The organism is Hyphomonas sp. J20-32 (assembly GCF_055808555.1).
Window position 1 is genome coordinate 3,112,446 of the sequence record NZ_CM147873.1, and the last position, 10,796, is coordinate 3,123,241.

The 10,796-nt window shown below is 62.4% G+C and carries 14 protein-coding genes; 7 read left to right on the plus strand and 7 right to left on the minus strand.

Going from position 1 to position 10,796, the window contains the following annotated elements; translation table 11 throughout:
• The first annotated feature begins 69 nt into the window (after positions 1 to 69).
• Positions 70 to 660: a PilZ domain-containing protein gene (locus AC0L7I_RS15065; RefSeq protein ID WP_473397246.1), complete on the plus strand. Its 591-nt coding sequence runs from the start codon at positions 70 to 72 to the stop codon at positions 658 to 660.
• Positions 661 to 665: 5 nt separating this feature from the next.
• Here AC0L7I_RS15065 and AC0L7I_RS15070 read toward each other — a convergent pair whose 3' ends face one another.
• Positions 666 to 1,196 carry a gamma carbonic anhydrase family protein gene (locus tag AC0L7I_RS15070; protein ID WP_473399164.1) on the minus strand — a complete coding sequence of 177 codons (531 nt, stop codon included), beginning with the start codon at positions 1,194 to 1,196 and terminating at the stop codon, positions 666 to 668.
• 65 nt (positions 1,197 to 1,261) lie between these two features.
• Positions 1,262 to 1,429: a hypothetical protein gene (locus AC0L7I_RS15075; protein ID WP_473397247.1), complete on the minus strand. Its 168-nt coding sequence runs from the start codon at positions 1,427 to 1,429 to the stop codon at positions 1,262 to 1,264.
• Between the two features lie 23 nt (positions 1,430 to 1,452).
• Here AC0L7I_RS15075 and AC0L7I_RS15080 point away from each other — a divergent pair, with 23 nt between their 5' ends.
• On the plus strand, positions 1,453 to 2,265 hold the full coding sequence (locus tag AC0L7I_RS15080) for a PhoH family protein (RefSeq protein WP_473397248.1): 813 nt from the start codon (positions 1,453 to 1,455) through the stop codon (positions 2,263 to 2,265).
• A 49-nt stretch (positions 2,266 to 2,314) separates the two neighbouring features.
• On the opposite strand, the gene AC0L7I_RS15085 is transcribed toward AC0L7I_RS15080, so the two are convergent.
• Positions 2,315 to 2,890 carry a carboxymuconolactone decarboxylase family protein gene (locus tag AC0L7I_RS15085; protein WP_473397249.1) on the minus strand — a complete coding sequence of 192 codons (576 nt, stop codon included), beginning with the start codon at positions 2,888 to 2,890 and terminating at the stop codon, positions 2,315 to 2,317.
• A 150-nt stretch (positions 2,891 to 3,040) separates the two neighbouring features.
• On the opposite strand from AC0L7I_RS15085, the gene AC0L7I_RS15090 reads away from it, so the two are divergent.
• The 3 genes from AC0L7I_RS15090 to AC0L7I_RS15100 all read left to right on the plus strand — a co-directional run bounded on the left by AC0L7I_RS15090 (position 3,041) and on the right by AC0L7I_RS15100 (position 5,432).
• Positions 3,041 to 3,727: a winged helix-turn-helix transcriptional regulator gene (locus AC0L7I_RS15090; protein ID WP_473397250.1), complete on the plus strand. Its 687-nt coding sequence runs from the start codon at positions 3,041 to 3,043 to the stop codon at positions 3,725 to 3,727.
• A gap of 89 nt (positions 3,728 to 3,816) precedes the next feature.
• Positions 3,817 to 4,689, plus strand: coding sequence for a glutathione-dependent disulfide-bond oxidoreductase (gene yghU, locus AC0L7I_RS15095; protein WP_473397251.1), 873 nt, complete (start codon positions 3,817 to 3,819; stop codon positions 4,687 to 4,689).
• Between the two features lie 134 nt (positions 4,690 to 4,823).
• Positions 4,824 to 5,432: a trimeric intracellular cation channel family protein gene (locus AC0L7I_RS15100; RefSeq protein WP_473397252.1), complete on the plus strand. Its 609-nt coding sequence runs from the start codon at positions 4,824 to 4,826 to the stop codon at positions 5,430 to 5,432.
• Between the two features lie 225 nt (positions 5,433 to 5,657).
• Here AC0L7I_RS15100 and AC0L7I_RS15105 read toward each other — a convergent pair whose 3' ends face one another.
• Entirely contained in the window at positions 5,658 to 5,912 is a 255-nt protein-coding gene (locus AC0L7I_RS15105; RefSeq protein WP_473397253.1) for a hypothetical protein, read from the minus strand.
• Between the two features lie 173 nt (positions 5,913 to 6,085).
• On the opposite strand from AC0L7I_RS15105, the gene AC0L7I_RS15110 reads away from it, so the two are divergent.
• Complete coding sequence (locus AC0L7I_RS15110; protein ID WP_473397254.1) at positions 6,086 to 6,799, plus strand: hypothetical protein; 714 nt, start codon at positions 6,086 to 6,088, stop codon at positions 6,797 to 6,799.
• A 291-nt stretch (positions 6,800 to 7,090) separates the two neighbouring features.
• A complete protein-coding gene (locus tag AC0L7I_RS15115) occupies positions 7,091 to 8,611 on the plus strand; it encodes a S10 family peptidase (protein ID WP_473397255.1) in 1,521 nt (506 codons plus the stop codon).
• Positions 8,612 to 8,614: 3 nt separating this feature from the next.
• Here AC0L7I_RS15115 and AC0L7I_RS15120 read toward each other — a convergent pair whose 3' ends face one another.
• The 3 genes from AC0L7I_RS15120 to AC0L7I_RS15130 all read right to left on the minus strand — a co-directional run bounded on the left by AC0L7I_RS15120 (position 8,615) and on the right by AC0L7I_RS15130 (position 10,747).
• Positions 8,615 to 9,082 carry an NfeD family protein gene (locus AC0L7I_RS15120; RefSeq protein ID WP_473397256.1) on the minus strand — a complete coding sequence of 156 codons (468 nt, stop codon included), beginning with the start codon at positions 9,080 to 9,082 and terminating at the stop codon, positions 8,615 to 8,617.
• A gap of 70 nt (positions 9,083 to 9,152) precedes the next feature.
• Positions 9,153 to 10,121 (minus strand): SPFH domain-containing protein, encoded by a 969-nt coding sequence (locus AC0L7I_RS15125; RefSeq protein WP_473397257.1) that lies wholly within the window; start codon positions 10,119 to 10,121, stop codon positions 9,153 to 9,155.
• 143 nt (positions 10,122 to 10,264) lie between these two features.
• Positions 10,265 to 10,747, minus strand: a complete 483-nt coding sequence (locus tag AC0L7I_RS15130) for a redoxin family protein (RefSeq protein ID WP_473397258.1) — start codon at positions 10,745 to 10,747, stop codon at positions 10,265 to 10,267.
• Positions 10,748 to 10,796 lie beyond the last annotated feature (49 nt).

Here is a 10,796-nt window from a genome sequence, read left to right on the forward strand (position 1 = left end):
CCTAAAACGCCTAAGTAAAGCGTTCACGGTGGGACAAGTCCGCGAATTTCGGGCTTTCGGGAGCAGCAAATGACCGTTCCGCGCAGCTCAGCGGTCTGCGACAGTCCGCTGGTCAATCCTGAAAAGGACCGGCGCCTTTACAAGCGCGTCGCCCTGAATCTTGCCGGCCGTGTCCTCGACGACAATGGCGCCGACCACGAGATAACGACAATCGACATTTCCTGCTCCGGGGCCATGATCCGGTCTGGCCACCATCCCGCAGCCGGGGCCCAGGTGATCTGCTATTTCAACGATCTCGGCCGCGTGGCTGCTACCGTCATCCGCGCGACGCCGACCGGCTTTGCCGTCCAGTTCCGGATCGTGCAGCACAAGCGCGAAAAGCTGGCCGACCGCCTGACCTGGCTTCTCAACAAGGACAGGCTCGATCTCGCCGATGACCGGAGCGGACCCCGCACGACCGGTGGCGGGCCCGCCCTCCTGACCCTTGGTGACGGGCGCGAGATCAAGTGCCGCGTGCTCGACATTTCGCTCACCGGCGCCAGCTTCGAGGCCGAACGCGCGGTCCCCATGGTCGGCGACGAAGTGTTTGCCGGCAATGTGCGCGGCGAAGTCGTCCGCGTGACCGGCAAGGTTTTCGCGATCCGCTACCTGCGCCGGTAAACCCGTCAGTCGATCCGCTTCACGCCGTCGCGGTGCTTCTTCCAGTTCTCGACATAGTGCAGCGCCGACATTTTCAGCATCTGCACCTGTGGTTCCGACAGCGTCTTCACCACTTTGCCCGGCGATCCCATGACCAGGGAATTGTCGGGGATCTCCTTGCCCTCGGGGATGAGCGTGTGGGCCCCGATGATACAGTTCTTCCCGATCTTGGCTTTGTTGAGGATGGTCGAGCCGATGCCGATCAGCGTTTCGTCGCCGATCGTGCAGCCATGCAGCATCACCATATGCCCTACCGTCACATCACGGCCGATGGTCAGCGGCACGCCGACATCGGTGTGCAGCACGCTGCCATCCTGGATATTGCTATTCTCGCCGATCGTGATCGGGTCATTGTCGCCACGCAGCACGGCGCCATACCAGACAGAGGCGTTCTCCTTCAGGATCACGTTGCCCATAACTTGGGCATTTTCGGCCACCCAGTAATTTCCGCTCGCCGGCGTCTGGGGTCGTGCCTCTCCGATCTGGTAGATTGCCATGATGATTCGTCCTCTCATTTCGCCTGCGGAATATCGCATAAAGGGTTTGATAACCCTGCTAGGGTTTAATCAACAACAGATTCGGACGTGGAGACGGTCATAAACAGACCCAGTCGCACCTCGCCGCCGGAGCCGAACGTTTCCGGACTGGCCACGCCGCCCACGGGGCGGTCAGCCCTTCTTCCCCCGTTTTTCGCCAAGCCGTCCGCAATCCTGCAGGCGGCTTTTTTCATGCCTGGAACCAAGGAGTCCTCCCATGGGTAAACGCAACGCCGCCAAGCGAATGAAGACAGCCTCAGAGGTGAAAGCCACGGCCTGGATTCAGGACGCCGGCCGCGGCCAGCCGCCCCTTCTCCACGCCATTGATGGCGGCCGCAGCTGGCATCCCGATGATGCAGACACGCGCAAGCGAAAGCCCAGCGCAGCCGAGCCCGACCGCACCCAGCGCTACCAGAAAACCGTCAAGCCCCGGTCGGAAAACCAGGCCCAGCTGATGAAAGCCATGGAGACCCATGCGCTCGTCGCCGCGCTCGGGCCCGCCGGCACGGGCAAGACCTATCTCGCCGTCTGCAAGGCGGTCGAGGCGCTGCAAAAGGGCAAAGTCGCCCGCATCATCCTGTCGCGGCCCGCTGTCGAGGCCGGCGAGCAGATCGGCTTCCTGCCCGGCGCCATGGAAGACAAGCTCGCGCCCTATCTGCGCCCGCTCTATGACGCCCTGTCCGACCGGCTCTCTCCGGCCCAGCTGAAACACATGCTGGCCGAAGGCGTGATCGAGATCGCCCCCATCGGCTTCATGCGCGGGCGCACGCTCAACAATGCCTTCATCGTCATCGATGAGGCCCAGAACTGCACCTATACGCAGATCAAGATGCTGCTCACGCGTCTTGGCTGGCACTCGACCATGGTGATCACCGGCGACCCGGCCCAGACCGACCTGCTGCCGGAATTTTCCGGTCTCGCCAATGCCGCCGAGCGGCTCGAGAAACTGGCGGGCGCCGCCGTCATCCGCCTCGAAGGCGCCGATGTCGTCCGCCACCCCCTCGTGCAGGAAATGCTCGAAGTCCTCTGATCCCGGACAGCCCCCTCTTCCAGACGGAAGACGGGGCTCGTCGGGCCTGTCAGGCTGCGGCGGGGGTTTCGGTACTGGCGGGCGTCCACGCCTGTGCGGCAAAGGCGTCATCCAGCGGAATGCGGGCTATCTTGCTCGCAAAATTGGTCATTGTTTTCCCGGCAATGCCGATCAGGAGTTCAAGGATCTGCGCGGGCTGGAACCCGGCATTGAGGAATGACCGGATCTCGGCAGGGCCAAGCGCGCCCTTCTTCTCAAGAATGCTGCGCGTTATTTCGCCAATCACTTGGAGGCGGGCATCCTTGCTCGGCCTGCCGCAGCGTGCCGCCTCGACCGTCTCGGGGTCGACCCCGTGGGCCAGCGCAAAGGTCGAATGCCCGGCGACACAATAGGGGCATTGGTTGAAGACGCTGGTCGTCAGGGCGATGATCTCGCGCTCGCCCGGCGTGAACGACGCGGCGTCAAAGCCGGCATTGATGGCCGCAAGGGCGCTGAGAGCGTTCGGCGCGCCCGCAAATACACCGTACACGTTCGGGATGAAGCCGAGGCCTGCGTCGATGGCGCCAAGAATGTCCCGAGACCCCGCAGGCGCTGTTGCAAGTGTTTCTATTCTAAATCCGGTCATGGTCCGGTCTCCTGTTCCCTGGTTGCGATGGAACAGGCTTAGGCCCGGGCCCGGCGCCGGAATACTTCACGATCCAGAGCCATGCACTTCGGATTACGAAGTATCTCGCTTCCCAAATCAAAGTTATGGTCAGGGCTAAGGAGGACACCGATGAAATACAGCCAGTTCTGCCCGATCGCAAAAGCCACCGAAGTCCTCGGCGACCGATGGACCCTGTTGATTGTGCGTGAGGCACTCATGGGGGCAAGCCGGTTCAGCGAATTCCAGCGCGGCCTCGGATCCATTTCCACCGCCGTCCTCACCGAACGCCTCAAATCCATGGCCGAGAACGGGCTGCTCGTTCGCCGCAGCCTGACCGGCAAGCGCGGTTTCGAATACTTCCCCACGCCGGGCTGCAAGGAATTGCTGCCGATCATCGTGTCGCTGGGCGACTGGGGCATGCGCTGGGCCAAGGATAATCTTGTCGAGGAAGACTATGACGTCGAGCTCCTGATGCTCTACCTTGAGCGCAGCATTGTGCGCGAAATGCTGCCCGGCCCGCAAACCATCCTCCAGTTTGATTTCAGCGACCTGAAACAGTTCCGCACCTGGTGGCTCGTCGCCAACGAAACCAATGTCGAGGTCTGCGAGAAGAACCCCGGACAGGATGTCGATGTCTACTTCAACTCGACCGTACGCACGATGACCGATGTCTGGCTTGGCCATCGGACATACCGGGACGCCATCAAGGCAGACGAATTGACCATTATCGGCGACCAGGCGCTGACCAAGACGGTCAGCCGGTGGCTGGCCTGTACGCTGTTTGCGCCCACGGCTGCAGCGGCCCCGGCCGGCTAAAACCCGCCCCTCACCAGATTGTTATTCACAATCCGGCCCGCGCCCCTACATGTAGGGGCAAGGCGCAAAGCCAAGCTGGAGGACTACATATGAGCGACCCGACCTACACCCCGCCGAAAGTCTGGACATGGGACAAGGAAAGCGGGGGCCGGTTCGCCAGTATCAACCGCCCCATCGCCGGACCGACCCACGACAAGGAGCTGCCGGTCGGCAAGCATCCCTTCCAGCTCTATTCCCTCGGCACGCCGAACGGCGTGAAAGTCACGATCATGTTCGAGGAGCTGCTCGCCGCCGGCCACGCGGGCGCCGAATATGACGCCTGGCTGATCAATATCGGCGAGGGCCAGCAATTCGGCTCCGGCTTTGTCGCCATCAACCCCAATTCCAAGATCCCGGCCCTGATGGACCATTCCACCAGTCCGCCCACCCGCCTGTTCGAGTCCGGCTCCATGCTGCTCTACCTCGCGGAAAAGTTCGGCGCCTTCCTGCCCAAGGATCATCACAAGCGCACGGAAGCCCTCAACTGGCTGTTCTGGCAGATGGGCAGCGCCCCTTTCCTCGGCGGCGGCTTCGGCCATTTCTACGCCTACGCGCCGGAGAAATACGAATACCCGATCAACCGCTATGCCATGGAAGTGAAGCGCCAGCTCGACGTGCTGGATCGTCACCTCAAGGACAATGCCTACATGGCCGGCGACGAATACTCGATTGCCGACATGGCGATCTGGCCCTGGTATGGCGCGCTGGTCACCGGCGCGGTCTATGACGCCGGCGAGTTCCTTCAGGTCCACGAATACACAAATGTCATCCGCTGGATGAAACAGGTCGGCGCCCGCCCCGCCGTCGAACGCGGCAAGATGGTCAACCGCACCTTCGGCAAGCCGGAATCGCAACTGCGCGAACGCCACGATGCCAGCGACTTCGACACCAGGACGCAAGACAAGCTCGAAGCGCAGAGCTGAGAATACTTTCTTCCCCCCTCTCCCTCGGGAGAGGGGCCGGGGGTGAGGGGTCACTTCACTCGCCACGCAACCTGCAGTCTGCCATGATGCGACAAGCCCCGCCCACCGGCCAAACGCACCACAGGAGCGGGCCCATGTCCCCCGACCTCATCCTCACCCTGTTCGATCGTATCGGCGTGTTCGTGTTCGCCATTTCCGGCGGCATCGTCGCCGTGCGCAAGGACATGGACCTGTTCGGAATCATCGTGCTCGCCTTCCTGCCCGCCATTGGCGGCGGCACGCTGCGCGACCTGATCCTCGACCAGCCGGTCTTCTGGCTGTCAGACACGCCAACCCTGCTCCTCGCCCTCGCAGGCGGCCTCACCGCCTTCGTGTTCCACCGCTTCCTGGAAAACTTCCGTCCCCTGCGCTGGGCCGACGCGTTCGGCATGTCGCTGTTCGCGGTTACCGGCGCGGCCAAGGCCATGAGCCTCGATCACGGCCTCGCCGTCGTGCTCATCATGGGCGCCCTCACCGCCAGCGCCGGCGGCCTGATGCGCGATGTGGTCGCCAATGAGGAACCCCTGCTCCTGAAGAAGGATATCTACGCCACCGCCGCCCTGCTCGGCGCGGGCGTCTATTTCGGCCTCGCCGCCTATGGCGTCCCCGAAACCAGCGCCTTCATCGGCGGGCTGGCGGCAGCCTTCACGCTCCGGGCGCTGGCAATCGTGTTCAAGCTGTCCCTGCCGAAATCACCGTTTTGAGGGAGCTTCTCCCCTCTTCCAAGGGAGAGGGGGCTTTGACGGCGCACCGCATTCACCGTGCGCGCGCTGGCGATCATCTTCCAGCTGTCGCTGCCTAAAATGCCGATTTAGGGGAGGCGGGCTTCGCTTGCTTTCACAAGAGATGGTCAGACATTCAGGCATTGATCGGGGTCTGCTTCTGGTCAGCATCCGATTTTTTCTAGAAGGGACTGCTCCGGTTCGCAGCTATTTGTTGAGAAACCACATGAATCCGACGATGGTAGAAAACGCACCGGAAGTGGCGTAAAGGCCTTGCCGACCGAAAGCTAAATTCCTTCTAACCCAAGAGAACGGAAATAAGTTGACGTGAATAATCAGCATGGAAAGCACCGCCATCAGAATCAGCGGTTGCCCAAGTCCTACATTACAAAGATTGGCCGCCACACCAAACGAAGCCAGTACAACAAAGTAGGCAACGGAGATGTACTCAGACTGTCTCACTTCCGTCTCCCATCAAAGCTTCAGCACCTATTCATTTTGTTAGCTAGCGCAAAAGCTGACGACCGCGTCAATGGGTCAGGCCAACTCAAATATGAAGCCCGTTTCGTCGCTGAGCGTAGGCGCTCACCAAAATACTTATCCCACCCCTCCGCGCTGGCCGTACAATGTCGCGCATGCAATTCACGCCCCAGCTCCTCCTTGACCTGATTACTGCCAACTGGCCGCGGGCGGCGAAGCTCGCCTGGTGGGCGCGGCAACTGGTGAAGGAGCCGGAGACCGCCACAATCGCCCGGCATGTCCACGCGGAAGTCCTGCGAATCCTGCGCCCGGCGGAATCCATGGTGCGGCGCATGCTGCTGATCCTCGCACTGAAAGCGCCGATCACCCCCATCGCGCCCGCAATATCCGGAGCCTCGGGCCACACAGCCCCCAGCCCTGCCGCACCCTTGCCTCCACCGGACCATTCCCGCGCCCCCACCGCCTTCCCCCTGACCGAACCCCTCACGATCCGCCTGCCGCAACAGGGCCTGCCCTATGTGAAATTCGGCCCGCGTATCCACGTGTTCGGCTCCGGCATGGTCTGGCGGCCCCTGCCCTCTGACACGAGCCTCGCCCCCCTGCCCACCGCGCCCCTGCTCGCCCGGCTCAGCCGGCTCGACGCAGTGCTGGCAGACCCGGACGCCCATGCCGCCCGCCTTGCCCGCTGGATCGCCCGCAATCGCGGCACAAGGGCCGCGGGCCGCATCGCCCGCCACAGTCCCGTGCGCCCGCGCCGCCTGATGCCCGGCCGGGCCAGCCGCCCGCTCGGCAGGCTGACGCATTCGGCCATCACCTATGTCTGCTGGGGCGCCGAGGCGGCAATGGATGGCGCGTGGCAGCCCGGCTAGGCGGCGTCCCATCGTCCGAATCTCCACACTCCGTGTCCCCGGCGCAGGCCGGGACCTCGCGCCACTGCGCCCGGACGTGAGGCATGAGGCCCCGGCCTGCGCCGGGGACACGGATTCTGGTTTCGAGAGCGCTCATCCTGAGCGAAGTCGAAGGACGGGCGCGGGCGGCACGGGGCCCGTCCTTCGACTTCGCTTGAGGCATGAGCCCCTCTTACGGGTTTTTGGCACCCTTGCCCCCGCCCGTTGCCCTGATACTGTCCCGGCCACACCAGATTGCTGAGGGTTGATAAGATGCGTGGATTATGGCTGGCACTGTGCCTGGCACTCATTGCCGTACCGGGTTTTGCCGACGAAAAGGCCGACAAGGCCGAGCCGGCCAAGGAAAAGCCGGACATCCCTGAAGCCAAAGCCTTCTCCTCCGACCAGTCTCTCAAGCTGAACGGCCAGACGATCAAGTACAGGACCGTCGCCAGCGAGACCTACCTGCGCGACGCGAAAGACGAGCCCACCGCCTCCATCTTCTCGGTCGCCTATATCCGTGACGGCGTGTCTGACGCGCGCCAGCGCCCGGTGACGTTCGTGTTCAATGGCGGCCCGGGCTCGGCCTCGCTCTGGCTGCACATGGGCGCCTTCGGCCCGAAACAGGTGATCACCCCGTCTGATGCCTCCGGCGTCGGCGCCCCGCCCTACACGATCCGCGACAACCAGAATTCCCTGCTCGACGTGACAGACATGGTCTTCATCGATCCCGTCGGCACCGGCTATTCCCGTCCGCTTGGCGACACTACCGGCAAGGAATTCTACGGCGTCAACGAAGATGCCGAGAGCATCGCCGAATTCATCCGTATCTGGATCACCGAGAATGGCCGCTGGAACAGCCCGAAATACCTCGCCGGCGAAAGCTATGGCACCACGCGCGCCGCAGCCTTGACCGAGAAACTGCAGGGCGGCTGGAACGGTATCGGCCTCAATGGCGTGATCCTGATTTCCGCGATTCTGGACTTCCAGAACGGGCGCTTCGCGCCGGGTAATGACTCCGCCCACCTCGCTTTCTTCCCGAGCGAAGCAGCGATCGCCTGGTATCATGGCAAGGCCGACAGGACGAAATGGAACAATGATTTCGCCGCCTTCGTCGAAGATGCCCGCAATTATGCAACCGAGACGCTGGCCCCGGCCCTGATCCGCGGCTCGACACTGGGCGATGCCGAACAGGCCGAAATCGCCAGTGAGATGAGCGCCTATCTTGGCGTCCCTGCCGAATGGATCGAACAAGCGAAGCTGCGCATCGACCCGACCCGCTTCCGCAAGGAACTCCTGCGCCGCGAAGGCTATTCCGTCGGCCGTTTCGACGGACGCTACAAAGGTGTCGACAGCGAAGGCACCGCCGACTCACCAGAAAATGATCCGTCAGGCTACGGAATGGATGTTGCCTATGTCGCCGCCATCAATGACTACCTGACCCGCCAGCTGAAAGTGGACTTCACCCGGCCCTACAAGGTGTTGACCGGCGAGCCCGGCTCGCAGTGGAACTGGAGCATGGATGAAGGTGGCTGGCCCGCTTACGTCAACGTCACGCCCTGGCTCGGCAAGGGCATGCGCGAGAACCCGCAGATGAAAGTGCTGCTGGCCTCAGGCTGGTATGATCTCGCCACGCCTTTCTTCGGCGCCGAGATGGCCCTGTTCAAGAATGGCGTCGTGCTCGACCGGGTCCAGTTCGATTATTATGACGCCGGCCACATGATGTACCTGTCCGAACCCGAAGGCGCCAAACTGTCGAACGATGTGCGCGCCTTCATCAGGTCCGGCCAGTAAGGGTCAGACCTTGCGCACGATCGCCGTATTCATGCGCGCGCCCTCGACGACGACCGAATCGCTGGCATGAATCGGAACCATCGGGTCGGCCGCTTCCGCGCCCCACACCGTGTCGCCGATCCGGATCTGGCCATGGCCGCCTGAGAAGTCACCCGTCGCCTGCCCGCGCTGGCCGACCAGTCCGGCCATGCGCTTGTTCAGCGTCGGATGCTCGTCCACCGTGCCGCGCAGGCCCGCGAACAGGGTGCGTCCTGCCATGACCAGCACGAAGGCGGCCAGGCCGAAGACAACCATCTGGCCCTGCCACGTGGCATAGGCGTCGGGTCCGAAAAAGGCGAATGCGCCGGTCAGCCAGGCGGCAATTGCCAGCATCATCAGGTCGAACGTCCCTGTCATCAGCTCGAGGCCGAACAGGACGAGGCCAAGGGCCAGCCAGTGCCAGACGGTAAGCTCGGTGAAAATCTGTTCCATGATCCAGGTCTCCCGGTTGGGGGTAAGATGGAGGCCCATGCCCGGCCTTGGGCCGGGCATGGGACGCAGTTTAGTATTCGGTCCGCGTCGGCGGAACAGCGCCGCCTTGTGCCCGCGACGCGAGCTGCGCTTCCTTGGCTGCGCCCGTCAGGCCCTTGATGCCTTCGATCGCGCCGAGGATGCTCGAGAATTCCGCCGGGATAATAACCGTGCGCTGTTGCGGGCTTGTCGCCAGCTTTTCGAACGCGGCGACATAGGCCTGGCCGAGGAAGTAGTTGATCGCGTTGACGTCGCCCTTGGCGATGGCCTCGCTGACCATGGCGGTCGCCTTGGCTTCGGCTTCGGCTTCGCGTTCGCGCGCCTCGGCATCGCGGAAGGCGGCTTCGCGGCGGCCTTCGGCTTCCAGGATTTTCGCCTGCTTCTGGCCTTCGGCCTTGAGGATGGCCGACTGCTTGTCGCCTTCCGCCGTCAGGATTTCCGCCCGCTTCAGGCGCTCGGCCTTCATCTGGCGGTTCATGGCTTCTGTAATGTCGGCTGGCGGGCTGAGGTCCGCAATCTCGATCCGCGTGACCTTCACGCCCCACGGATTGGTCGCCGCATCGATTACGTGCAGCAGGCGCGCGTTGATATCGTCGCGGTTCGAAAGCACTTCATCAAGGTCCATTGATCCAACCACGGTACGGATATTGGTCAGCGACAGGTTCTGGATCGCATTGTGGAGATTGTTGACTTCATAGGCCGCCGAGACAGCATCGATCACTTGGATGAACACGATGGCATCGCAAGACACCATGGCATTGTCCTTGGTAATGACTTCCTGCTGCGGCACGTCCAGCACGGTCTCCATCATGTTCATCTTGCGTCCGACCTTCTGGACGATCGGCATGATGATATGCAGGCCTGGTGTCAGCGTCTTCGTATAGCGCCCGAAATTCTCGACCGTCCAGTTATAGCCCTGTGGCACCTGTTTGACGGTGGACACGATCAGAATGAGGCCGACGACTGCAATCAGAACCGGCACTGTCATTAGAAAGTCCATGTATTCCTCTCCTCTTCAACTCACATTCATGTGGGGAGGAATTTGCCGATAATCAATAAAAATCGACCAAAAACGGCGCGCCCGGTCCCCCCGAACGCGCCGATAATGGCTTGATTTGTTTAACAGATACTACGCAGGCAGCGCTAAAGCTGGCCGAGCAGGTAATCGGCGCTGGAAACCTTGAATTCAGGTCCCTGCTCGACATTGAGTTCGGCGACCACGCCATCCTTGACCAGCATGGAATAGCGCTGAGAACGCTTGCCCATGCCGAATCCGGTTCCGTCGAGCTCGAGGCCCAGCGCCGAGGCGAATGCGCCATTGCCGTCTGCCAGCATGCGCACGGTCTCTCCGGCACCGGCAGACTTGCCCCACGCGCCCATGACGAACACGTCGTTGACCGAGGTGCAGACGATTTCGTCGACGCCCTTGGCCTTCATGTCGCCGGCCTTGTCGATGAAGCCCGGCAGGTGGCGGGCCGAACAGGTCGGCGTGTAGGCCCCCGGTACGGCGAACAGTGCAATCGTCTTGCCGCCGAAAACATCGGCCGTGGTGCGCGGCTGGGGACCGTCGCCCGTCATCTCCATGAAAGTTGCGTCCGGAAGCTTGTCGCCGACCTTGATGCTCATCTGTCTGTCTCCTTGCAGGTTTGGCATTGGACATAGGGCCGACCCACTG

Excerpts from the sequence above, each read along its gene's own strand:
- AC0L7I_RS15090 (WP_473397250.1), top strand. The coding sequence starts at position 3,041 with ATGAAATACAGCCAGTTCTGCCCGATCGCAAAAGCCACCGAAGTCCTC.
- AC0L7I_RS15085 (WP_473397249.1), bottom strand. The coding sequence starts at position 2,890 with ATGACCGGATTTAGAATAGAAACACTTGCAACAGCGCCTGCGGGGTCT.
- AC0L7I_RS15110 (WP_473397254.1), top strand. The coding sequence starts at position 6,086 with ATGCAATTCACGCCCCAGCTCCTCCTTGACCTGATTACTGCCAACTGG.
- AC0L7I_RS15120 (WP_473397256.1), bottom strand. The coding sequence starts at position 9,082 with ATGGAACAGATTTTCACCGAGCTTACCGTCTGGCACTGGCTGGCCCTT.
- AC0L7I_RS15115 (WP_473397255.1), top strand. The coding sequence starts at position 7,091 with ATGCGTGGATTATGGCTGGCACTGTGCCTGGCACTCATTGCCGTACCG.
- AC0L7I_RS15130 (WP_473397258.1), bottom strand. The coding sequence starts at position 10,747 with ATGAGCATCAAGGTCGGCGACAAGCTTCCGGACGCAACTTTCATGGAG.
- AC0L7I_RS15075 (WP_473397247.1), bottom strand. The coding sequence starts at position 1,429 with ATGAAAAAAGCCGCCTGCAGGATTGCGGACGGCTTGGCGAAAAACGGG.
- AC0L7I_RS15065 (WP_473397246.1), top strand. The coding sequence starts at position 70 with ATGACCGTTCCGCGCAGCTCAGCGGTCTGCGACAGTCCGCTGGTCAAT.
- AC0L7I_RS15080 (WP_473397248.1), top strand. The coding sequence starts at position 1,453 with ATGGGTAAACGCAACGCCGCCAAGCGAATGAAGACAGCCTCAGAGGTG.
- AC0L7I_RS15125 (WP_473397257.1), bottom strand. The coding sequence starts at position 10,121 with ATGGACTTTCTAATGACAGTGCCGGTTCTGATTGCAGTCGTCGGCCTC.
- AC0L7I_RS15100 (WP_473397252.1), top strand. The coding sequence starts at position 4,824 with ATGTCCCCCGACCTCATCCTCACCCTGTTCGATCGTATCGGCGTGTTC.
- yghU (WP_473397251.1), top strand. The coding sequence starts at position 3,817 with ATGAGCGACCCGACCTACACCCCGCCGAAAGTCTGGACATGGGACAAG.
- AC0L7I_RS15070 (WP_473399164.1), bottom strand. The coding sequence starts at position 1,196 with ATGGCAATCTACCAGATCGGAGAGGCACGACCCCAGACGCCGGCGAGC.